Genomic DNA, 22,354 nt, shown 5'->3' with positions numbered 1-22,354 from the left:
ACATTATTGACCATAAAAAGGGGATCGGAGAGTAATTCTGTCAACTGAATAAATCGCAGCCTCACTTAAGCTGTTTATACCAAACAAGAAATTAAAATCAGTCATTAAAACTATTTATATACCTTTATCTACCCATTAACACTTTCACTCCCCTTTCCAGCAATATATGAAAAAAGACTTGCCTGAGGGGGAATGATCGGCGAAATTGGTCGCCGTTTTTCCCATCTTATAACCATGCGGCGAATGCCCACCTTGTATGACAACGACTTAATTTTCGGGTCGAATCAGGATACTGACTTCAGAGGTACTAGTGTCAACTGCAAACAAACAACCCGAGGCTGTGAGCCTCAATGCATTTAAACAACCCAAATCGTTCTATCTGATTTTCTCGATCGAGCTGTGGGAGCGTTTCGGTTACTACGGCCTGCAGGGCATCATGGCGGTTTATCTCGTCAAGATGCTGGGCATGTCCGAAGCCGAGTCCATCACCCTGTTCTCCTCTTTCAGCGCGCTGGTTTATGGCCTGGTGGCCGTGGGCGGCTGGCTGGGTGACAAAGTGCTGGGCACCAAGCGCGTTATCGTGCTGGGTACGCTGGTCCTGGCGCTGGGCTATGCACTGGTGGCCTTCTCCGGTCACGACGTTGGCGTGGTCTATATCGGCATGGCGACTATCGCCGTCGGTAATGGCCTGTTTAAAGCTAACCCCTCTTCGCTGCTCTCTACCTGCTATGAAAAAGACGACCCGCGCCTCGACGGTGCTTTCACCATGTATTACATGGCGATCAACATCGGTTCGTTCTTCTCTATGCTGGCAACTCCGTGGCTGGCCGCGCATTACGGCTGGAACGTGGCCTTCTCACTTTCCGTAGTGGGTATGCTGATCACGCTGGTGAACTTTATGCTGTGCCGCAAGTGGGTGAAAAACTACGGTTCCAAACCTGACTTCGCCCCGCTGCACGTCGGCAAACTGCTGGGCACCCTTGTGGGTATTGCGGTACTGGTGACGATTGCTACCTGGCTGCTGCATAACCAGGGCATTGCCCGTATGGTGCTGGCTCTGGTTGCTCTGGGTATCGTGGTGATTTTCGCCAAAGAGGCGTTCAAGCTGAAGGGCGCAGCCCGCCGTAAGATGATCGTTGCTTTTCTGCTGATGGCAGAGGCGGTGGTGTTCTTTGTTCTCTATATGCAGATGCCAACGTCCCTGAACTTCTTCGCCATCCGTAACGTTGAGCACAGCATTCTGGGCATTGCGTTTGAGGCCGAGCAGTATCAGGCACTGAACCCGTTCTGGATCATGATTTTCAGCCCGATTCTCGCTGCCGTGTATAACAAAATGGGCGATCGTCTGCCAATGCCGCACAAATTTGCTCTCGGGATGATCCTTTGTTCAGCCGCGTTCCTGGTACTGCCACTGGGCGCGAAGTTTGCTAACCAGATGGGTATCGTTTCCGTTAACTGGCTGATCCTCAGCTATGCTCTGCAGAGCGTCGGTGAGCTGATGATCTCCGGTCTGGGCCTGGCGATGGTGGCACAGCTGGTTCCTCAGCGTCTGATGGGCTTTATCATGGGTTCCTGGTTCCTGACCACCGCTGGCGCAGCGATGATTGCCGGTAAAGTGGCGAACCTGATGGCAGTGCCGGAAGATATCACCGACCCACTGCAATCACTGCACGTCTACGGTGATGTGTTCCTGCAGATTGGTATTGCCACCGGTGTGATTGCCGTTCTGATGATGCTGACAGCGCCAAAGCTGAACCGCATGACTCAGGACGACCAGCCGGTCGCACAGCCGCAGGATGTCAAAGCGTAATCCTGTTCTGGCGATAAAAATCAGGGGCGACAGCGATGTCGCCCTTTTTTTTGGCTCAGCGCTTTCCAGCCTCCAGCGAGGAGTCAGCATATTCCACGCCGCTCCCGACGGCAGGCAACAGCTGACGGATCCGTAAAATACGTTCCGGCTCTACCGTCCAGTAGCGTTCCACCAGTCCCCTGACCGGCTCGTGCCAAAGCACTTCCGCCCGCCCCTGAATATGCAGCGCAGCCCCCTGATGAAAGTCCATGATCAACAGAGCGCAACGGGGCTCAATCAGCAGATTGCCCAGCGTGTTCATATAGCGATTGCCGGAATAATCCGGGATCAACAGCTTACCCTGCTTAATTTGCACGAATCCGGGCACCCCGCCACGGTGCGAGATATCCGCTCCGCCCGTTTCATTCTGCCGCTGTGCATGGCTGGCGACGAAGAAGGTATCAGCGGCGGAAATCAGATAACGCGCATCTGCATCCAGGCAGTTAAGCCGTTCCACCTCCAGTTTTCTGCGGAGATCGGCTCCCGGCAGTAACCGGCGTTGAATGTACTTTGGACAGTTTCCGAAACTCTCCTGAACACGCAGACTCAGCTTACCGTCGCTGAGGCTTTCAATCACCCCATTCACCCGGTTGCGGCGGCGGTTGGACAGATCCAGCCCCAGACCACCAAGCAGCATCCCCGGCTGCAGGCGCGGCAGCCAGGGAACAGCCTCCACAGCTGCCAGAGGGATCTCCAGATGGGTATCATCCGGCGTTTGCAGAAAGCCAGCCTCTCCCTGAATTAACGCTGCTACCGGATAACCCTCTTCGTCCTGCACCGAGAGATAGAAAAGGTGTAATCCCTGATAAAACAGGCGGTGCTGCTCAGGCATTGCCGGGTAGAGGGCGGCTTTGACCCGCTCATAGCCCGCTTTGTCCTGCGCCAGCTGCTCTCCCGGATGAAACATGTTCAGGCTTCCGCTGGCAGCGGCAGTGCCGGTAAAGCGATAAAACCCGGCAGGGCTTCCACACGCTGCAACCAGCTCTTAACCGCTGGATAAGCACGCAGCGCAATGCCCCCTTCCGGTGCACAGGCCACGTAGGCGTAACAGGCCAGATCGGCGAGGGTTGCCCTGTCACCCACCAGCCATTGACGCCCGGCCAGATGTGCCTCGAACTGAGGTAAAAATTTCCCTGCCACGTTCACTGCAGAATCGTAGTTTTCCGGGGCGTTGAACTGCCTGATCAAGCGCGCCGAGGCGACACCGTAGCGGATTTCTCCGGCGGCTTTCGCCAGCCACTGATGCACCTGCACCTCCTTCAGCAGTTCCTGCGGCAGCCAGCCGCTGTCCGGCGCATAGCGCTTTGCCAGCCAGATCAGAATAGCGTTGCTGTCGGCAATCACCGTGCCGTTATCCACCAGCACAGGTATCTGCCCGAGCGGGTTCAGAGCCATAAAATCCTCTCGTTTTCGCACGTCGGCTCCTGCCTCAACCCATTCCGCTTCCAGTTTCAGCATGCTGAGAAGCAATCTGACGCGGTGAGCGTGCCCGGACAGCTCGCTGCCATACAGTGTTAATGTACTCATTTTCATCTCCTGTAGTTTCAGTCAGCTTACTCTTGCTGAAAACAGCGTAAACTGGCAAAAATAGCAATTCATAATTTCGATAAGTGGAAGGATCATGGATAAACTTGACGAGCTGGCGGTGTTCGTCGCCGTGGTACAACAGGGCAGCCTGGCCGGAGCAGCCCGCACGCTGCGCCGTTCTCCCCCTGCCATTACCCGCACTCTGGCAGCGCTGGAAAACCGTTTTGCCGTCAGCCTGATTGAGCGCACCACCCGTCGCCTCCAGCCCACTCAAGCCGGACTGGAGTTGTATGAACGCGCCAGAAGCCTGCTGGAGGATTATCAGCAGGCGCTGGTCACCACCACCCGCAATCAGCTTAGCGGCAAACTTCGGCTGACGGCACCGGTACAGTTTGGCCGCAAGCATATCGCCCCGCTGGTGCTGACGTTTCTGGAAATATACCCGGATATTCAGATTGATTTGCAGCTCAGCGACCGCTATCAGGATTTGATTGAGCAGGGGCTGGATATGGCAGTGCGAATTGGCCAGCTGCGCGACTCCTCGCTGGTGGCGACCGAGGTGGGCAGCGTGCAAAAGATGCTGGTTGCCAGCCCGGCTTATCTTACGCTGCATGGAAAACCGCTCACGCCGGTGATGCTAACCGATCATCGCCTGATTGCCGGGACCACGGCCACTTCGCAACGGGAATGGCGGTTCGCTGCTGAAGCACCGCAGGAGCGGGTACGAATTACGCCGAGGCTGACCGTTAACGAAGTCGAGACGCAGCTGATAGCAGCCCGCGCCGGTAAAGGCATCGCCCGCCTGCTCTCTTACCAGGTTTATGATGATATTCAGCAGGGCTCACTTTGCGAGGTACTGGCAGAGTTCCGCACGCCAGCGGTACCGGTCCAGCTGGTGACGCAAAACGTAAAGTATATGCCTGCTAAAGTCCGTGCATTCTGGGATCTGGCCCGCACAACGTTATCGGAACTGAGCAGCTTGCGGGTTGAGAGTTTGTGAAATATCAGATAATGGAGAAATAATCCCTCTCCGTCTCTCCTGAAGTCGCTGACTTTTCCGTCCGGCGGCAGTAAGCTGACAGGATGTTTTGCCAGTAAATCAAAGGAGCAAGTAATGAAACTGTTCTTTAAACCCGGGGCCTGCTCACTCTCTCCGCATATCATTCTGCGGGAAACCGGGCTGGACTTTACGTTGATTAAGGTGGATTTGCAGACCAAAATCACGGAGCTGGGCGATAATTTTCTGCTGATCAATCCCAAAGGACAGGTGCCCACGCTGCAGTTCGATGATGAAACGATCCTCACTGAAGGCGTGGCTATCGCCCAGTATCTGGCGGACCTGAAGCCGGACCGTAAACTGCTGGCACCTGTCGGCAGCATGACGCGCTATCACACGCTGGAGTGGCTTAACTACATTGCCACCGAGCTGCACAAGACCTTCAGCCCGCTGTTTCGCCCCACTACGCCAGACGAATTTAAAGAGGTGCTGCGCGGCCAGCTGATACAGAAATTTGGCTGGGTGGATGAAGAGCTGAAGGAGAAACAGTGGCTGATGGGCCTGCATTTCACCGTCGCGGATGCTTATCTGTTTACAGTGGTGCGCTGGGCGAAAGCTATTCAGCTGGATCTTTCAGAGATGAAAACCCTGCAGGCGTGGTTTGATCGGGTCGCCGCGCGCCCTGCTGTGGCTGAAGCGCTCAGAGCCGAAGGAATTTGAGAGAATGATTCCCTGTGCGGATCTCGCGCACAGGGAAAAAGCGTTACAGTTTGACCGCATCAAAGTGCTGCTGCGGGTTAGCAATGCCTTCCTGAGCGGCAACCAGCTGTAACTCATACTCACCCAATTCATGGGTTTTCAGCATCACTTCATAAACTGCCGCCGTCACGTGCTCCAGCGCCTCTTTCAGCGGTTTACCGTGCAGCAGGTCCACCAGCAGCAGTCCGCTGGTCAGATCGCCCACGCCAACCGGCTGTCGCACACCGAAATCCACCAGCGGGCGGCTGATATGCCAGGCCTCGTCAGCGGTGACCAGAAGCATTTCGAAGCGATCGCTGCGCTGACCGGCGCGAGCCAGATGCTTGACCAGTACGATTTTCGGGCCACGGGCAATCAGCTCACGCGCAGTGACAACTGCCTGCTCCACATTGCTCACGGCATGACCGCTGAGCATTTCCAGTTCCAGCAGGTTGGGCGCGATGATGTCACTGGCTGGCAGCGCCGAACGGCTGTGAAACTCCGCCACGCCGGGCGCCACGATGCAGCCTTTTTCAGGATGGCCCATTACCGGATCGCAGAAGAACCATGCATTCGGGTTAGCCTGCTTCACCTGACGAACGATATCGAGGATCTGCTCACCCTGCTCAGCAGATCCAAGGTAGCCGCTCAGCACCGCATCACAGGTCCTGAGGCGGTCAATGTCCGCAATCCCTTTAACAATCTCCGTCAGGTGACTGGCCGGCATCACCATCCCGGTCCAGTGTCCGTACTGCGTGTGGTTAGAAAACTGCACGGTATTCAGCGGCCAGACGTTTGCCCCCATGCGGCGCATAGGGAATTCAGACGCGCTGTTGCCCGCATGACCGTAAACGGTATGCGACTGAACAGAAAGAATATTTTTCATAGCGAAACCCGAACCTTGCCAAAAAAGAGGCCGGTCAGACCGGCCTGTTGGGAGAGATTATTTCCAGACGATCAGGCAGTAATTTTTCTTACCGCGACGGAGCAGCGTAAAGCGACCGTGCAGGCGGTCTGCTGCATCGAAAGCGTATTCCGTATTTAACTGCACCTGGCCGTTAATGTTGACCGCTTTTGACTCAATCAGTTTGCGGGCCTGCCCACGGGAAGGAGCCAGATCGCCTGCCACCATCGCCTGTTGCAGATCTTCACCCTGTGCCAGCTCGACAAATGGCATACCGTCCTGCGCCAGCTGCTCAAAATCCGCTTCGGTCATCTCGCTCAGGCTGCCGGAGAACAGGCTTTTGGTGATACGCTCGGCCGCGGTCAGCCCTTCTGCACCGTGAACCAGGCGGGTCACCTGCTCGGCCAGCACATACTGGGCACGTGGCGCTTTACCACTGTTTTTATCTTCTTCTTCCAGCGCATTGATCTCTTCAATGCTCATAAAGGTGAAGAACTTCAGGAAGCGGTAGACGTCAGCATCTGCCGTGTTGATCCAGAACTGGTAGAACTTGTACGGGCTGGTTTTCTTCGCGTCCAGCCACACTGCGCCACCTTCGGTTTTACCGAACTTGGTGCCGTCAGATTTAGTGATCAACGGAACGGTCAGGCCAAATACCTGGTTCTGGTGCAGACGACGGGTCAGATCGATACCGGAGGTGATGTTGCCCCACTGATCGGAGCCGCCGATCTGCAGCGCCACGCCATGACGCTCGTTGAGGCAGGCAAAGTCGTACCCCTGCAGCAGGTTATAGGAGAACTCGGTAAAGGAGATCCCCTGATCGTCACGGTTCAGACGCTGCTTAACCGCTTCTTTATTGATCATCTGGTTGACCGAGAAGTGCTTGCCGATATCACGCAGGAAGGTCAGCACGTTCATGTCGCCGAACCAGTCGTAGTTGTTGGCCGCAATGGCGCTGTTGTCGCCACAGTCAAAGTCAAGGAACGGTGCCACCTGATGGCGGATTTTCTCTACCCACTCGTTGACGGTTTCGTTGGTGTTCAGCTTGCGCTCAGCGGCTTTAAAGCTCGGGTCGCCAATCAGGCCGGTCGCTCCACCCACCAGCGCCACCGGGCGGTGACCCGCATCCTGGAAGCGCTTCAGGCAGAGTAACGGCACCAGATGGCCCAAATGCAAGCTGTCGGCAGTCGGATCGAAGCCGCAATAGAGTGCGATTGGCCCTTGCGCCAGTCGTTCTGCTAACGCGGTCTCATCCGTTACCTGGGCGACTAAGCCCCGCTCTTGCAATTGTGTGATCAGGTTACTGCTGGCCATCTGTGACTCCATGTAGAAAAGTCTGCACCTTTGCTGGTACACAGCTTTCCGCTACTCGCGGACGAAAAAATAAGGCATATAGAATAAAGCGCTGACGCACTCTGTGCCAGCGCTTAACGGGATTATTTCGCGGATTTAGGGGGCGAGACGATCAATTTTCCAGGCTTCATCTTCACGCTGGTAGAAAAAACGGTCATGCAGCCGGTGTTCCCCGCCCTGCCAGAACTCCATTGAGTCTATTTTGATGCGGTAGCCGCCCCAGAAACTGGGCAGGGGAACTTCGCCCTGCTGGAACTTCTGCTTCAGCTCCAGAAACTTGCCTTCCAGCACACCACGAGCGGAAATCCGGCTGGACTGCTTCGACACCCACGCGCCAATCTGGCTTTCGCGCGGGCGGCTGTGGAAGTATTTCACCACATCGAGAATCGACAGCTTCTCCACCGTGCCCAGCACCATCACCTGTCGTTCCAGCATGTGCCACGGGAACAGTAAGCTGATGCGCGGATTTTTTTCCAGATGCTGAGCTTTACGGCTGCCCAGGTTGGTGTAGAACACCATCCCGCGCTGGTCAAAGTGCTTCAGCAACACAATGCGCTGATAGGGCTGGCCGCGCTCATCAACCGTCGCCACGCTCATCGCTGTGGCATCGGGCAGTTGCGCCTCTACGGCCTGGCCCAGCCAGCGTTCAAACAGCGCCAGCGGGTCGTCTGGAAGATCGTTACGGCGCAGGCCGCCACGGGTATATTCACGGCGCAGATGGGCAATCTGCTGCAGGTTATCGCTCTCGTTCATCGCTCAGGCTTCTGCTGGAAGGGGATAAAACATTGTGCGCCTCATCCCGATGGATTTCAACGGGTTAACCTGCGGTAAGACGGCAGTCATTGACGATCAATTTGCCGTTACGCTCGATAAAAGCCCCGTCGCCTTTGGACCAGAATACATAGTTACCATCGCTGTAGCGCGTGCCGGAAGCCGCTTCCTGCTGTTTCAGGGTCAGCGGATTGCCGTCCAGAATAAGGTTAACTTCCTGTCGTGAATTATCCTGAATCACCGTCAGTGGCAGAGTGCCGCAAGTGTAGTGCAGCGTTTTAGGCTTCTCCGGCTCGGAGTGGAACATGCTGCAGCCGGAAAGCAGCACCAGGCTGGAAGCGATCACAATTTTTTTCATACTGTCTCCTTGAGGTGAAGAGTAACTTTAGCAAACCGCTAAAGATTCGCCGTGATGCACTCAGCGATAGCGCGGCATGTTTGCCGGGTAGATCGCCCCGAGCACCGTCGCTTCGAGTGCACCCGTAACCGACGGCAGGTTCCCGGGCTCTCCGGATAAGGTCCGGTAGGCCAGCCAGGCAAAGGCCAGCCCTTCCATATCGTCGCCGCTGATGCCGACGCTATCGGTAGTACTGACTTCGGTTCCGGCCAGTTGGCTGGTCAGCCGCACCATCAGGTGGGGGTTGCGACTGCCGCCACCGCAAACCAGTAACCGCTCGCAGCCACCGCTCAGCATCACCTGTTCGGCAATGGTGGTGGCGGTGAGTTCCACCAGCGTGGCCTGAACATCCTGTGGAAGCAGGCCAGGGAAGTGGGCCAGTTGCTGTTCAACCCACCCCAGATTGAAATACTCGCGGCCAGTTGATTTGGGTGCGGGCAACGAGAACCAGGGATCGGCCAGCATCTGTTGCAATAGCGGATAAACTACCGTACCGCTGCTGCCCCATGCGCCATCCAGATCGTAGCTCTGGCCTTTATTTCGCCAGATCCACGCATCCAGCAGCATATTACCCGGCCCGGTGTCATAGCCGCCAACCGGCTTACCGGGGATCAACAGGGACAGGTTAGCGATGCCGCCTATATTCAGCACCATCCGACGCTCGACCGGATGCATCAGGATCGCCTGATGAAAGGCGGGAACGAGCGGTGCGCCCTGCCCGCCAAGGGCCATATCACGACGGCGAAAATCTCCCACCACAGTGATACCGGTGGCAGCCGCGATCTGATTATTGTCACCAATCTGCAGCGTATTAGGCGCTTCGCCCTGCGGTTCATGCCACACGGTCTGCCCGTGACAGCCGATCGCCGTGATATCTTCTTTATCCAGCCCTTCGCGCTGCAAGAGCGTTTTTACTGCCTCGGCAAACAGACGTCCGAGACGGGTATCCAACTGCCCAAGCTGGGACAGCGTCAGCGACTGGCCCTGACAGATGGCCAGAATGTCCTGCCGCAGAGCCGCAGGGATCGGGTGGCAGTAGCTGGCCTGCTGCGCCACCATCTGGCTGTCAATGGCTGCCATCACCACGTCCACACCGTCCAGACTGGTCCCTGACATCACCCCGATATAGCGTCCTGATTTCATGTTTTCTGCCTTAACCGCAAGATTTTTTCCTCTCTTTCCCTACAGCGTCGCAAAATTGTTTGTGCAATTCTATGATTAACTGTGCATTTTCAAACAGCGTGCTTCTTAAACGGCTTTTTTCAGCTGATTGAGTACCGGTTTAGGCCCGCTGCGCTATCTTTTGAACAACGTTTTTTTGCCGGAATTAAGCGACAAGCATTGCTTGTGCCATATAATTAAGTTATTGATCGCTGCGCAATTGACTGCAGCAATGAGAAAAAAAGGAGTTCTGACGATGTTTAAGCGTATTTTAATCGTGGCACTGACCGGTGTGACATTAGCAGGATGCACCAATACGAGCACACTTTCCGGCGATGTTTACAGTGCTTCTGAAGCGCGCCAGATACAGAACGTGACCTACGGTACGCTGGTCTCTGTTCGTCCGGTTCAGATTCAGGGCGGCGATGAAAGCAATGTGATCGGTGCAATCGGTGGTGCGGTGCTGGGTGGCTTCCTCGGTAACACTCTCGGTGGCGGTACAGGCCGCAGCCTGGCAACAGCAGCTGGTGCAGTGGCGGGTGGCGTAGCCGGACAGGGTGTTCAGGGCGCGATGAATAAAACCCAGGGTGTGGAACTGGAAATCCGTAAGGATGACGGCAACACCATTATGGTGGTGCAGAAACAAGCCGCCAGCCGCTTCTCCGTGGGGATGCGAGTGGCGATGGCCTCCAACGGCAGCCAGGTGACTGTTTCACCCCGCTAAAAGACAAAAAAACCGGCTGATGCCGGTTTTTTTATTCGTCGCGATTTTGCAGTTCGAGAATGTTTTTTTCCAGCCGGGCAATCAGCGTCACCATCTTGTCGATCTCCTGCTGAGAGATTCCGGACAGAATGTCATCCCGGGTGGCATCAATCACATGCTCAACCTCAGTGATAATCGGCGCAGCTTCCTCTGTCAGCTTAATCCGCTTTGCACGGCGATCGCTGGCGCAGGTGGTGCGGGTGATTAACCCCTTCTCTTCCAGCTGATCCAGCGTGCGAACCAGTGATGGTTGTTCTATACCTATAGCCTTGGCCAGCTGAATCTGCGACTGGTCCGGTGGCAACTGATGAATGTTATGTAGCGTTACCCAGTGAGTCTGGGTCAGTTCCAGCGGCTTCAGGCGTTGATCGATCAACGACCGCCAGATGCGCACTAATCTTGCGAGATCCGTTCCTAGTGGGGTATCCAATTTCATCTCCTTATAATTAGCTTGCTACCTATCAAGCCTCATTCTAGACTATTCTGCGAGTTTACAGGACAAAATACAAATTCATCAGTTATGAACCCGTATTGATAACCCTGCCCGCAACTGGCGGCCAGGCAAGAAGGATTTATCAGTGAGCCATTCAGTCCACACCTCTTCAACACCGCTGACCGATCTGATTTTCGGCGCATCGGTCTATTTTCCACCGCTGTTCAAAGCCGTGCTGTTGGGATTTTTCTTCTGGCTGCTGATCCATCCTCTGCTGAGGAACTGGATCTACTCCGGCGAAATCTGGCATCCCACTCTTCTGGATCTCTCTCTCTTTATTCTTTGCGTCAGCGCTTCGCTGTGGCTGCTTATCACCTGGTGATCTCATGAAATTCAGCACGTTAAAATACTTTTCCACTCTGATTTTTTTCGCCGCAGCGCTGTGTGCCGGATGGTGGCTGTGGAATTACTACATGCAGTCTCCGTGGACCCGTGACGGCAAGGTCCGCGCCGAGCTGGTCAATATCACCCCTCAGGTGTCGGGTCGTATTGAACAGCTGCCGATTCAAGACAACCAGTTTGTCACTAAAGGAACCAAACTGCTGGTACTGGATGATGAGCCTTACCGTATCGCGGTGCTCAACGCCGAGTCGCAGCTGGCTAAGGCCCAGTCGGATTTGATGAAAGCGCAGCATGAAGCCCGCCGTCGTCAGAATCTGCCGCGCAACGTAATTTCCGCTGAAGACCTGGACGCCGCCGATCTTAATGCCAAATCGATGGATGCCGCGGCGAAAGCCGCTCAGGCAGAGTTGGATCAGGCGAAGTGGAATCTTTCCCAGACGCAGATTTACGCGCCGACCGATGGCTGGATCAGCAACCTGGTGGTGCGTCCCGGTAATTATGCCACCAGCGGCACGCCGATTTTCGCGCTCGTCGACAGCCACTCTTTTTACGTGATGGGCTATTTCGAAGAGACCAAGCTGCGCCATATCCGTCCTGGTTATAAAGCGACTATCCGTCTGTACAGCGACAACCGTCAGTTAACGGGAGAAGTGGAAAGTATTGGCCGGGCGATTTACGACCAGAGCGTGGAAACCGACAGCGGACTGGTGCCGGATATCAAACCTAACGTGCCCTGGGTGCGCCTTGCGCAGCGCGTGCCGGTACGCATTCGCCTGACTAATGTGCCGCAGGATCTGCCGCTGGTCGCTGGTACCACCTGCACCGTTTCAATCCACCCATGAATCTGAGCTGGCTGGAGTGGCAGCAGCTGCCGTGGATCAAAGCGACCGGCGGCCAGTGGCGCTATGCCCTGCGCAACTCGATTGCGATGTGTCTGGCGCTGAGCATCGCTTACGGGCTGGATCTGGATGAGCCATACTGGGCGATGACCTCGGCGGCCGTGGTCAGTTTCCCCACGGTGGGCGGTGTGATCAGTAAAAGCCTGGGGCGAATCGCTGGCAGCCTGATCGGGGCCAGTGCGGCGCTGCTGATTGCCGGTCATACGCTGAATGAACCCTGGTTGTTCGCGCTGGCTATAGCCTCATGGCTGGCCCTCTGCACTTATATCGCCAATCATTATCAGAACAATGTCGCCTACGCATTCTCGCTGGCGGGTTACACCGCCGCGATCATCGCATTTACCACGGTAAATATCACTGATATCAGCGACCTGTGGGACATTACTCAGGCGAGGGTCTGTGAAGTGATCTCCGGTATTCTGTGTGGCGGGCTGATGATGATGATCCTGCCCAGCACCTCTGACGGCGACACGCTGATCAAATCCCTGAAGGATATGCACACCCGGCTGCTGGAACATGCGGGCCTGCTGCTGCAGAAGGAAACCACTGATAACGTGCGCAGCGCTCATGAAACGGTCATCAGTCAGATCCTGACCATGAATCTGCTGCGTATCCAGGCGTTCTGGAGCCACTACCGCTTTCGTCGCCAGAACAACGTGCTGAATTATGTGCTCCACCAGCAGCTGCGGCTGACCAGCGTGATCTCCAGTCTGCGCCGGATGTTGCTTAACTGGCCCGATCCTCCGGAAATTTTATTTACTGCCCTGCAGCAGTTGCTCAGTGAGCTGGCAAAAAGCGACTGTGACAAATACCGGCTGGCGCAAATTCTGAGAAGTGCCGCCCCGTTGGATGAAGGTGACTTTCGCCATCAGGCTTTCTGGCACCGCCTGCGTTACTTCTGCTGGATGTACCTGAACATCAGCCGCTGGCTGCGCCAGTTTGAGCGGGCCGATGCCGATACCACGCTCTCTCCTCCTCCGGTTCCGGCGCTGGCAAGACACAGCGACAGCGCCGAAGCGAGCTGGAGCGCATTCCGTACCTTTGTGGTGATCCTGCTGGGCTGTGCTTTCACCATCGCCACCCAGTGGGATTCAGGCGATGCGGCTCTCACGCTGGCAGCGATCAGCTGCGTGCTCTACTCGTCGGTGCCTTCCCCGACCAGCAGCGTATCCCTGCTGCTGAAGACGCTGCTGCTGCTGTCGGTCGCCACATTTCTGATCAAATTTGGCCTGATGGTGCAGATCAGCGTGCTGTGGCAGTTCCTGATCTTCCTGTTCCCACTGCTGATCACTTTGCAGCTGTTTAAGCTACAGCAGAAAAAGCGGGCCAGCCTCTGGGCACAGCTGATCGTCTTCGGCGGTTCTTTTCTGGCGGTGACCAACCCGCCAACCTATGACTACCAAAGCTTTCTCAATGATAATATCGCTAAAGTCTGCGGCGTGATGCTGGTGTGGCTGGCCTTCCAGATCCTGCGTCCCAGCTCCGACAAGCGCCGCAGTCGCCGCCATATCCGCGCCCTGCGCCGCGAATTTCTCGATCAGCTCAGCCGCCATCCTCACCTGAGCCAGAGCCGGTTTGAGTCGCGGATTTATCACCGAATTAATCAGCTGGTGGCCAGCCGCGATGAATCCGCCAGAGTCTGGCTGCTGCGCTGGGGAGTGGTGCTGCTGAACTGTTCGCATATCGTCTGGCAACTGCGTGACTGGAAAACCGACTCCCCGACGCTGGCCAGAATGCGCGACGCAACCCTGAAAGATTTGCACCGAATCATTAGCGAACGCGGCGTTAAACACAGTTCGCTGAATGAAACGCTTGATGAATTGCAGGATATGGTGACGGTGCTTGCAGCGGAGGACAACGCACGGGGAACCGAGCTGGCGGGCATCATCTGGCGGCTTTACTGCTCGCTGGCGCAGCTCAAACAAGCGCTGCCTGAAGAAGCCCGGGAAGCTCGCTGATTTCCATCAAACCGCAGCGGGAGCATGGCTGTTATGAGCAAAAATCCGGATTGCGAATTTCTTACAAACATGAGACTACATAATGCTGCGGATCTGATTTATAGTTTCAGACCTGCGCATTAATGGATTTTGATTTGTAAGGATACACAATGAAGAAACTGGTTATTACTGCCTGCCTGGTGGCCTGCTCTTTCATGGCGTACGCCAATGAACGAGCTAAATCCGTAACCGTTAAACAGGCTCAATCGATGCGTGATGACAGCCACGTTTCGCTGACGGGAAAAATCACCGGCCATGCGGGTGATGATGATAAATACTGGCTACAGGACAGTACCGGTCGCATCAGGATTGATGTTGACGATGATGACTGGGATGACGAAAACGTCGCTATTGGTAAGACCGTCCGCGTGGTAGGCGACACGGACAGAGATGACGGTCACACCGAAATCGATGTCGACCATATCCGCGTGGTCAACTAGTTAAAACAGCGAAGGCTGATCCGGCTCGTCGGGAAGGTCTTTTTTCCCGGCGCGCCGGAGGCGCAGAAAACGCTGGTGACACAGCCGCAGCACGTCCCGCTTCTGCGCGTCACTGAATTTCATCCAGTTAAAACGCTCATCGCGACTCCGCATACAGCCCCGGCAATAGCCGCGGTCATCAGACTGGCAAATCCCCCGACAGGGACTTGGAACCGGGAAAAATTCAAGTTGCTCAGCCACCCTCACTCCTGATCCGTTCACAGCTCTTTATTGAAGATCGGTTATTCTTTCTGCGCAAGTAGCCGCAGGGATTATTTGCTCTCCGTCAGCTGACACTCATAATGAACAAACTGTAAGCTATTCATGCAAGGATTGTAATATAAGTGTTAGTAACTTCTCGTTGTTGAACCCCGGTTAAGGTTTCACTAAGGTTACAACGCTATTCTCCAGGCAGAATTATTTGTCTCTGGAAAGCCATAAACCTGTTGAATAAGTTACGTTGTAACGAAAACACTTTTAATCTCTTTGCTGCGCTGTTCTTCACTTTTATTCTTAATGCTGTCTTTCTCAGCCGTGCCTGGGAGACCATTCCCTACACTTCAGCGCGGGACTATCTTTTTGCCGCCACGTTGCCGGTGGTGCTGTTCAGCGCCTTCCTCTTTATCTTCAGCGTGGCCGCCGTTCCCTGGCTTCGTAAACCCCTGCTTATCATTTTGGTACTTGCCAGCGCTGCCGCTAACTATTTTATCTACAGTTTCGGCACGGTTATCGACACCAATAAGATTCAGAACGTGTTCGAGACTGATGCTCAGGAAGCCACCGCCCTGTTCAGCCTGCGCTATCTGGTGTGGATGACCGTGATTGGTGTGATCCCGGCGGTCTTTATCGCGCTGATCCGTATCGGCACCAACCGGCCATGGTGGATGAATATTACCTTTCGGGCAGTGACCGCGCTGGCTTCAGTGCTGTTGGTGTTACTGGTTGCCGCGCTGTTCTATAAAGATTACGCCTCGCTGGTGCGCAATAATAAAGGCCTGGTGAAGATGATCACTCCGGCCAACGTGGTCAGTAGCGTGGGTCACTATGCGGATAACCGCTGGTTTGCCGGTGACCAGACGCTGGAGCAAATTGGCCTGGATGCGAAAAAAGGCCCGCTGATCAACGCTGAAAAGAAAAAAACGCTGGTGATTTTCGTACTGGGTGAAACCGGTCGGGCAGAAGACTTTTTACTGGGTGGCTACGCCCGGGAAACCAATCCGAAGCTGAAGCAGGACAACGTCATCTATTATCCTTACGCCAGCTCCTGCGGCACGGAAACGGCTATTTCGGTGCCCTGCATGTTCTCCAACATGCCGCGTGAGCATTACGATGCCAGCCTGGCACACCACCAGGAAGGCGTGCTGGACGTGATGGTCCATGCCGGCGTGAACGTGCTGTGGCGTGAAAACGACGGTGGTTGTAAAGGTGCCTGCGACCGCGTACCGCACACCGATATGACCAAATGGAAGGTCAGCGGGCTGTGCAGGAGAGATTACTGCCTGGACGACGTGTTGCTGCACCGCCTGAATAATTACATCGACAGCGTGAAGGATGACACGGTGATTGTGCTGCACCAGATGGGCAGCCATGGTCCCGCTTATTACCTGCGCTATCCCGAAGAGATGCGTAAGTTTACGCCTACCTGCGACAGCAACCAGATTCAGGACTGCGACCATCAGGCGCTGGTGAACACCTATGACAACTCGATCCTGTACACCGATTCAATGGTCGATAACACCATCAGCCTGCTGAAATCTTACAGCGATAAATTTAACGTGGCGCTGGTTTATCTGTCCGATCACGGTGAATCGCTGGGCGAGCACGGCATGTATCTGCACGGCGCACCTTACGTTTTCGCCCCGAGCCAGCAGACGCACATTCCGTTGCTGCTATGGATGTCACCGGATTACGCCAGCACTTACGGCATTAATCAGCAATGTTTGCAACAGTCGGCGAAAACTTCCGCAGTTTCGCAGAACAATGTTTTCCATACCCTGCTTGGGATGATGAACGTACAGACGAAGGAGTACCAGCCGTCGCTGGATTTAATCAAATCGTGCCAGGTTTAATCCCGGCGATTTGTATCAGACCGATCGGTCTGTTATGGTAACGGCCATGAAAACGACCCGGTACGACACCCGAGAACATATCCTGATGACTGGTGAGCAGCTGTGCGTGCAGCGCGGCTTCAACGGTATGGGATTGATCGAGCTGCTGAAAGTGGCTGAGGTGCCGAAAGGGTCGTTTTATCACTACTTCTCGTCGAAAGAGGCGTTTGGGGTAGCGATGCTTGAACGTTATTTTGCCCTTTATCATCAGCGACTTCGCGAATATCTTGAAGAGAGCCAGGGGAATCAGCGTCAACGTATCCTTGATTATTATCAGCAGTCACTGAACACTTTCTGCCAGGAACATGCTTTTGCGGGCTGCCTGTCGGTAAAACTTTCTGCTGAAGTTTGCGACCTGTCGGAACCGATGCGTATCGCGCTCGACGCAGGGTCAAAAGCGCTGATCTCCACGCTGACCGCAGCGCTGGAACGTGCTGAGCAACAGGGGAGCTTACGGCTGATCAATACCCCCGAAGCCTGCGCGCAGAATCTCTATATGTTGTGGCTGGGTGCCAGCCTGCAAAGCAAAATCTCCCGTGACAGCACGCCGCTGGTGAACGCATGGCAGGAGATGACGCGGATGCTGCCTGAGCCACTTTAAAAAAAACACCGTTACTAGTCGACCGGTCTACCAGGAGTGAAGCATGGAACTGAAAAAGCTGTTTACCCCATTAAAAACCGGGGCAATCACCGTACCGAACCGCGTATTTATGGCCCCGCTGACACGTCTGCGCAGCATTGAGCCGGGAGACATCCCCACGCCGTTGATGGGCGAATACTACCGCCAGCGTGCCAGCGCCGGTCTGATTATCACCGAAGCAACCCAGATCTCTTTCCAGGCCAAAGGCTATGCCGGTGCGCCGGGTCTGCACTCCCCTGAGCAGATTGCCGCGTGGAAAGCGATCAATGCGGGTATCCATGAAGCTAACGGTCACAGTGCGGTTCAGCTGTGGCATACCGGCCGTATCTCGCACACCAGCGTACAGCCGGATGGTAAAGCACCGGTCTCCTCTTCTGCTATTAACGCAGAAACCCGCACCTCGCTGCGTGATGCCAATGGCAACCCTGTGCGCGAAGCCACCTCCACGCCTCGCGAGCTTGAGCTGAGTGAAATTGGTTCTGTGGTAAACGATTTCCGCCAGGCAGTGATCAATGCCCGTGAAGCCGATTTTGACCTGGTGGAGTTGCACTCTGCCCACGGTTACCTGATCCATCAGTTTCTGTCTCCTGCTTCCAACCAGCGTACTGACGCCTATGGCGGCAGCGTGGAAAACCGTACCCGCTTTGCACTGGAAGTGGTCGATGCCGCCATTAACGGCTGGAGCGCCGACCGTATCGGCATCCGTATCTCTCCTCTGGGGCCGTTCAATGGCCTGGATAATGGCGAAGATCAGGAAGCCGCCGCGCTCTATTACATCGCCGAGCTGGCGAAACGTAATCTGGCCTTCCTGCATATCTCCGAGCCGGACTGGGCTGGTGGCAAGCCTTACAGCCTGGAGTTCCGTAAAGCAATCCGCGCCGTGTACCCTGGCGTGATCGTCGGTGCAGGCGCTTATACTGCTGAAAAAGCCGAAGATCTGATTGAACAAGGGCTGATTGATGCCGCTGCCTTTGGCCGTGTGTATATTGCTAACCCGGACCTGGTAGAGCGTTTCCAGCAGAACGCTCCGCTGAACGAGCAGCGTCCTGAATTGTTCTACGGCGGCGGCGCTGAAGGCTATACTGATTACCCGACTCTTGCGGGTTAATCTATACTGTTTTTTTTGCGTCACCGGCCGGTGACGCTTTCACAAAGAGGATGTTATGCGCTTACTCCATACCATGCTGCGCGTTGGCGATCTGCAACGCTCCGTTGATTTTTATACTAAAGTTCTGGGGATGCGCCTGCTGCGTACCAGCGAGAATACCGAATACAAATACACTCTGGCTTTCGTGGGTTATACCGAAGAGAGCGAAGGTGCGGTGATCGAGCTGACCTGGAACTGGGGCGTGGACAAATACACCCTCGGCGATGCCTATGGTCATATCGCGCTGGGCGTGGATGACGTGGCTGCCACCTGTGACCGAATCCGAAAAGATGGCGGCAACGTGACCCGCGAAGCGGGTCCGGTTAAAGGCGGCACCACTATCATTGCCTTCGTTGAAGATCCCGACGGTTATAAAATCGAGCTGATCGAGAACAAACATGCGGGCCACGGCCTGGGTGCATAAAGTTCAGGGTGCCACAGGCACCCTTCATTCCTCCTTTCCCCTGCTGCATCCCGTGGTGAAATTTGCCATAATACGCGCTGCTTTTTTTCGCCTATGAGATCCTGATGTCTGAATCGAACGAACTGAACGCCCTCAGCAGCCGTTTTCGCGGTTTTTATCCGGTTGTAATTGATGTGGAAACCGCCGGGTTTGACGCGAAGACCAATGCATTACTGGAAGTGGCCGCCGTCACGCTGAAAATGGATCCGCAGGGCTGGCTGGAGAAAGACGAAACGCTCCATTTCCACGTTGAGCCGTTCGAAGGGTCCGTGCTGCAACCTGAAGCGCTGGCGTTTAACGGTATCGATCCGCACAATCCTCTGCGCGGTGCAGTCAGCGAATATGAAGCGCTGCATGCCATTTTTAAGCTGGTGCGCAAAGGCATCAAGGACCAGGGCTGTAACCGCGCCATTATGGTTGCGCACAATGCCACTTTCGATCTCAATTTTATGAATGCCGCAGCGGAAAGGGCTGGCCTCAAGCGTAACCCGTTCCACCCCTTTGTCACCTTTGATACCGCAGCCCTCAGCGGTCTGGTGCTTGGTCAGACGGTACTGGCCAAAGCCTGTACGGCCGCCGGGATGCCTTTTGACAATACGCAGGCGCATTCAGCGCTCTACGATACGGTGCAGACAGCAGACCTGTTTTGCGAGCTGGTAAATCGCTGGAAACGTCTCGGCGGTTGGCCGCTGCCTGACCGTGCTGGTGGCAACTGATCTCTGTTGTCCGGTGCCCGTGATAAAAAGTGACAGCGTAACCTGTTAACCCTTGTTACGCTTTCCCGCCCCACTTTACTTCCCTTCAGCCATACTCAGCTTCAGTTAACCTGGAGAAACCCAATGAAAACCATTGCTATCGTTGCGCCTGGCGCGATGGGCTCAGCCCTTGCCGGGGTGCTGAATTATCATCACCTGGAGGTACTGACTTTGCTGGATGGGCGTTCATTTGCTTCGGCTGAGCGGGCAAAAAAAGCCGGCATGATGCCGGTCAGCGCTGAGGAGCTGATGCAGGCAGAAGTGCTGCTGTCTGTGGTGCCACCCGCCTTTGCCATATCGCTGGCTGAGCAGTTGGCTCCTGCTCTCAGCGCGGCAGCCCACAAGCCGCTGTATGTGGATTGTAATGCCATCAGTGAACAGACCGTTGATCAGGTGAAAACGCTGATTACCGCCACCGGTGCCGGATTTGTCGACGGCGCGATTATTGGCCTGCCACCTGCCTCACCGCAGGGCAGCGTTCCGCGTTTGTGGTTTGCCGGTGAGCAGGCAAGCCAGCTGAAGGAGCTGGAGAATTTTGGTCTGCAGGTCAGCATTATGCAGGCGGAAACAGGCGCGGCTTCAGCTCTGAAGATGTCCTATGCCGGGATAAATAAAGGGATCACCCTGATGTGCGCTCTGATGCTGATCAACGCCAGCCGGGTGGGCGCAGCTGACGCACTACTGCAGCAGATGGAAGAAAGCCAGCCTGCTTTGTTGGCGCGCCTGAGAAAAAGCATTCCTGACATGTACAGTAAAGCCTGGCGGTGGGCACCGGAAATGGAAGAGATAGCCAGCCTGAATGCAGGTGAACTTTCCGGTGAGGCTCTGTATCAGGCGCTGGCCACCTTTTGCCGTCAGATGGCGGAGGATCAGCAGCGTGACGGGGATTTTGTCTCCCTGTTGGATGCCTTCTTACAGGCGGATCAGCGGAAGTCACAGCCATAAATCAGGCAACAAAAAAGGGCAGAAATCATCAGACTTCTGCCCTTTCAGAACGATAACGCGGCTTATTCGGCCGCGTCTGAAGGATACTTCTGCGCGGTCTCTTTAATCAGCTGCTGCAGTTCGCCGCGTTGATACATTTCGATAATGATGTCGCAGCCGCCAACCAGTTCGCCATCCACCCACAGCTGAGGGAAAGTCGGCCAGTTTGCGTATTTCGGCAGTTCGGCACGAATTTCCGGATTCTGCAGAATATCAACATAAGCGAAGCGTTCGCCACAGGCAGAGAGTGCCTGAACAGCCTGTGCGGAAAAGCCGCAGCTTGGCAGTTTTGGTGAGCCTTTCATGTACAGCAGAATCGGATTTTCTGCTATCTGGCGCTCAATTTTCTCAACAGTACTCATAAATGGCTTCCTTAATCGGATACTTCGTGTCTATTTATTGTAGCGACTCTGAACCGCCGATGAAAATGACATTTTCAGCAGAGTAACTGCCCGGTTCTGGTGCCACAGCGGAGTGCGTAAGACCAAAATAACATTTTCCTGTGCTTTGCGCTGCCCCGACTTGTCAAATGGATGCCAAAATTGTGCAGATAACCAGCTGATTAGGCTTATTTTTACAGGTTTTACTTGTTCTGGATCATTGAAACAAAAAAGGCCTAACCTTTTATCGGAAAGTTCGATTAGAATCGTCTGAACCGTCTGCCTTTTAGCAGATCTCCTTAAATTAATCACGCTCTGGCCCCGGCAGGAGCACAAACTGTTAATGGTAACGATGCGTTTACTTATCACGCTCATCATGCTGGCCACAGCCCAGCTGTTCCTGAATATGGCGCACGCATCGCCACATGCCCCTATTAATGCAAACCATCACAAAGTCGACAACCCTACGGCAGCCAGTGAAGACCAGCGTCGCAAGCGACGTCCGGTTAAAGCCAGCCCTGCCAAGAAAACGCCCGTTAAAGTCATTTCCGGCAAGAAAGTTAAAGAGTCCAGCCCGAAAAAGTCCCGCTTAACCTCTGTTCAGAAATTTAAACTCAAAAAACGAGACTCTCTTAAAACGGCCTCGGCAGAACGTGAAAAGCTGGTGTACAAAAGACGCTACGGTCGCCATCGCGGCAATCCGGTCGAAGAGACTGAAGAACTGACCTACGGTGCAGCAGCGCCGCTGAAGCTTAGCAAAGCACACCGCGCCCGCTATCAGAAAGCTCGTGAAACGGCGATGAACAAACTGATGGGGCAGTTGGGTAAACCGTACCAGTGGGGTGGCACCTCTCCAGAAACCGGTTTCGACTGCAGCGGCCTGGTCTGGTATGCCTATAAAGACCTGGTGAAGTTTAAAATCCCCCGCACTGCCAATGAAATGTATCACCTGCGCGATGCGGCTAATATCAAACGTGGCGAGCTGGAGAAAGGCGATCTGGTGTTTTTCCGCATCAATGGTCGCGGCACAGCTGACCACGTTGGCGTGTATCTGGGCAATGGTAAATTCATTCAGTCACCGCGCACTGGCAAGGATATTCAGGTTAGTGCTCTGAGTGATGATTACTGGCAGCGCCACTATATTGGTGCCCGCAGGATGATGACGCCGAAAACGATTCGCTAACGAGTCGGCAGAAAAAACGGGGCC

Annotated in this window: 25 protein-coding genes; 15 read left to right on the top strand and 10 right to left on the bottom strand. The window is 54.9% G+C overall.

Annotated features, from left to right (window positions below):
- Window positions 1-310: 310 nt before the first annotated feature.
- The gene (dtpA, locus tag GSQ70_RS13190) at window positions 311-1,810 is read left to right on the top strand and encodes a dipeptide/tripeptide permease DtpA (RefSeq protein ID WP_158782964.1); all 1,500 of its coding nucleotides are present in this window, start codon (window positions 311-313) and stop codon (window positions 1,808-1,810) included.
- A gap of 55 nt (window positions 1,811-1,865) precedes the next feature.
- Here dtpA and GSQ70_RS13185 read toward each other — a convergent pair whose 3' ends face one another.
- A complete protein-coding gene (locus tag GSQ70_RS13185) occupies window positions 1,866-2,756 on the bottom strand; it encodes a pyridoxamine 5'-phosphate oxidase family protein (protein ID WP_233268305.1) in 891 nt (296 codons plus the stop codon).
- A 2-nt stretch (window positions 2,757-2,758) separates the two neighbouring features.
- The gene (locus GSQ70_RS13180) at window positions 2,759-3,376 is read right to left on the bottom strand and encodes a glutathione S-transferase family protein (protein ID WP_158782963.1); all 618 of its coding nucleotides are present in this window, start codon (window positions 3,374-3,376) and stop codon (window positions 2,759-2,761) included.
- 94 nt (window positions 3,377-3,470) lie between these two features.
- Between GSQ70_RS13180 and GSQ70_RS13175 the strand changes: the two genes are divergently transcribed.
- Both GSQ70_RS13175 and gstA read left to right on the top strand, forming a co-directional pair.
- Window positions 3,471-4,376, top strand: a complete 906-nt coding sequence (locus GSQ70_RS13175; RefSeq protein ID WP_158782962.1) for a LysR family transcriptional regulator — start codon at window positions 3,471-3,473, stop codon at window positions 4,374-4,376.
- 114 nt (window positions 4,377-4,490) lie between these two features.
- Window positions 4,491-5,093 (top strand): glutathione transferase GstA, encoded by a 603-nt coding sequence (gene gstA / locus GSQ70_RS13170; protein ID WP_158782961.1) that lies wholly within the window; start codon window positions 4,491-4,493, stop codon window positions 5,091-5,093.
- A 43-nt stretch (window positions 5,094-5,136) separates the two neighbouring features.
- On the opposite strand, the gene pdxY is transcribed toward gstA, so the two are convergent.
- The 5 genes from pdxY to anmK all read right to left on the bottom strand — a co-directional run bounded on the left by pdxY (window position 5,137) and on the right by anmK (window position 9,679).
- On the bottom strand, window positions 5,137-5,997 hold the full coding sequence (gene pdxY, locus GSQ70_RS13165; RefSeq protein WP_158782960.1) for a pyridoxal kinase PdxY: 861 nt from the start codon (window positions 5,995-5,997) through the stop codon (window positions 5,137-5,139).
- Between the two features lie 57 nt (window positions 5,998-6,054).
- Window positions 6,055-7,329 (bottom strand): tyrosine--tRNA ligase, encoded by a 1,275-nt coding sequence (gene tyrS / locus GSQ70_RS13160; RefSeq protein ID WP_158782959.1) that lies wholly within the window; start codon window positions 7,327-7,329, stop codon window positions 6,055-6,057.
- Between the two features lie 135 nt (window positions 7,330-7,464).
- Window positions 7,465-8,121, bottom strand: coding sequence for a pyridoxamine 5'-phosphate oxidase (gene pdxH / locus GSQ70_RS13155; protein ID WP_158782958.1), 657 nt, complete (start codon window positions 8,119-8,121; stop codon window positions 7,465-7,467).
- Between the two features lie 64 nt (window positions 8,122-8,185).
- A complete protein-coding gene (locus GSQ70_RS13150) occupies window positions 8,186-8,497 on the bottom strand; it encodes an MliC family protein (RefSeq protein WP_158782957.1) in 312 nt (103 codons plus the stop codon).
- 60 nt (window positions 8,498-8,557) lie between these two features.
- Window positions 8,558-9,679, bottom strand: coding sequence for an anhydro-N-acetylmuramic acid kinase (anmK, locus tag GSQ70_RS13145; protein ID WP_158782956.1), 1,122 nt, complete (start codon window positions 9,677-9,679; stop codon window positions 8,558-8,560).
- Window positions 9,680-9,953: 274 nt separating this feature from the next.
- On the opposite strand from anmK, the gene slyB reads away from it, so the two are divergent.
- A complete protein-coding gene (slyB, locus tag GSQ70_RS13140; protein ID WP_158782955.1) occupies window positions 9,954-10,421 on the top strand; it encodes an outer membrane lipoprotein SlyB in 468 nt (155 codons plus the stop codon).
- Window positions 10,422-10,452: 31 nt separating this feature from the next.
- Here slyB and slyA read toward each other — a convergent pair whose 3' ends face one another.
- Window positions 10,453-10,896 carry a transcriptional regulator SlyA gene (gene slyA, locus GSQ70_RS13135; protein ID WP_199257258.1) on the bottom strand — a complete coding sequence of 148 codons (444 nt, stop codon included), beginning with the start codon at window positions 10,894-10,896 and terminating at the stop codon, window positions 10,453-10,455.
- 142 nt (window positions 10,897-11,038) lie between these two features.
- Here slyA and GSQ70_RS13130 point away from each other — a divergent pair, with 142 nt between their 5' ends.
- From GSQ70_RS13130 to GSQ70_RS13115, 4 genes are all read left to right on the top strand, one after another.
- The gene (locus GSQ70_RS13130) at window positions 11,039-11,275 is read left to right on the top strand and encodes a DUF1656 domain-containing protein (protein ID WP_158782953.1); all 237 of its coding nucleotides are present in this window, start codon (window positions 11,039-11,041) and stop codon (window positions 11,273-11,275) included.
- A 4-nt stretch (window positions 11,276-11,279) separates the two neighbouring features.
- Entirely contained in the window at window positions 11,280-12,137 is an 858-nt protein-coding gene (locus GSQ70_RS13125; RefSeq protein WP_158782952.1) for an HlyD family secretion protein, read from the top strand.
- Window positions 12,134-14,152 carry an FUSC family protein gene (locus GSQ70_RS13120; protein WP_158782951.1) on the top strand — a complete coding sequence of 673 codons (2,019 nt, stop codon included), beginning with the start codon at window positions 12,134-12,136 and terminating at the stop codon, window positions 14,150-14,152. The genes GSQ70_RS13125 and GSQ70_RS13120 overlap by 4 nt, the downstream gene beginning before the upstream one ends.
- Before the next feature lie 149 nt (window positions 14,153-14,301).
- Window positions 14,302-14,631 (top strand): NirD/YgiW/YdeI family stress tolerance protein, encoded by a 330-nt coding sequence (locus GSQ70_RS13115; protein ID WP_158782950.1) that lies wholly within the window; start codon window positions 14,302-14,304, stop codon window positions 14,629-14,631.
- On the opposite strand, the gene GSQ70_RS13110 is transcribed toward GSQ70_RS13115, so the two are convergent.
- The gene (locus GSQ70_RS13110; protein WP_158782949.1) at window positions 14,632-14,871 is read right to left on the bottom strand and encodes a DUF1289 domain-containing protein; all 240 of its coding nucleotides are present in this window, start codon (window positions 14,869-14,871) and stop codon (window positions 14,632-14,634) included.
- A 236-nt stretch (window positions 14,872-15,107) separates the two neighbouring features.
- Here GSQ70_RS13110 and eptA point away from each other — a divergent pair, with 236 nt between their 5' ends.
- From eptA to GSQ70_RS13080, 6 genes are all read left to right on the top strand, one after another.
- Window positions 15,108-16,739: a phosphoethanolamine transferase EptA gene (gene eptA / locus GSQ70_RS13105; protein WP_158785307.1), complete on the top strand. Its 1,632-nt coding sequence runs from the start codon at window positions 15,108-15,110 to the stop codon at window positions 16,737-16,739.
- 46 nt (window positions 16,740-16,785) lie between these two features.
- Window positions 16,786-17,379 carry a TetR/AcrR family transcriptional regulator gene (locus tag GSQ70_RS13100; RefSeq protein ID WP_158782948.1) on the top strand — a complete coding sequence of 198 codons (594 nt, stop codon included), beginning with the start codon at window positions 16,786-16,788 and terminating at the stop codon, window positions 17,377-17,379.
- A 43-nt stretch (window positions 17,380-17,422) separates the two neighbouring features.
- Entirely contained in the window at window positions 17,423-18,526 is a 1,104-nt protein-coding gene (locus GSQ70_RS13095; RefSeq protein ID WP_158782947.1) for an alkene reductase, read from the top strand.
- A gap of 55 nt (window positions 18,527-18,581) precedes the next feature.
- Complete coding sequence (gene gloA, locus GSQ70_RS13090; RefSeq protein WP_158782946.1) at window positions 18,582-18,989, top strand: lactoylglutathione lyase; 408 nt, start codon at window positions 18,582-18,584, stop codon at window positions 18,987-18,989.
- Window positions 18,990-19,093: 104 nt separating this feature from the next.
- Window positions 19,094-19,744: a ribonuclease T gene (gene rnt / locus GSQ70_RS13085; protein WP_158782945.1), complete on the top strand. Its 651-nt coding sequence runs from the start codon at window positions 19,094-19,096 to the stop codon at window positions 19,742-19,744.
- Between the two features lie 123 nt (window positions 19,745-19,867).
- Window positions 19,868-20,728, top strand: coding sequence for an NAD(P)-dependent oxidoreductase (locus GSQ70_RS13080; protein ID WP_158782944.1), 861 nt, complete (start codon window positions 19,868-19,870; stop codon window positions 20,726-20,728).
- A 62-nt stretch (window positions 20,729-20,790) separates the two neighbouring features.
- Here GSQ70_RS13080 and GSQ70_RS13075 read toward each other — a convergent pair whose 3' ends face one another.
- A complete protein-coding gene (locus GSQ70_RS13075) occupies window positions 20,791-21,129 on the bottom strand; it encodes a Grx4 family monothiol glutaredoxin (protein WP_158782943.1) in 339 nt (112 codons plus the stop codon).
- A gap of 370 nt (window positions 21,130-21,499) precedes the next feature.
- Here GSQ70_RS13075 and GSQ70_RS13070 point away from each other — a divergent pair, with 370 nt between their 5' ends.
- Window positions 21,500-22,330: a C40 family peptidase gene (locus GSQ70_RS13070; RefSeq protein WP_158785306.1), complete on the top strand. Its 831-nt coding sequence runs from the start codon at window positions 21,500-21,502 to the stop codon at window positions 22,328-22,330.
- Window positions 22,331-22,354: the final 24 nt, after the last annotated feature.

The sequence above is a fragment of the Pantoea sp. BAV 3049 genome (assembly GCF_009765445.1).
In the GTDB taxonomy this organism is placed as follows: domain Bacteria; phylum Pseudomonadota; class Gammaproteobacteria; order Enterobacterales; family Enterobacteriaceae; genus Erwinia.
This window is presented reverse-complemented; position numbering and strand designations above follow the sequence as displayed.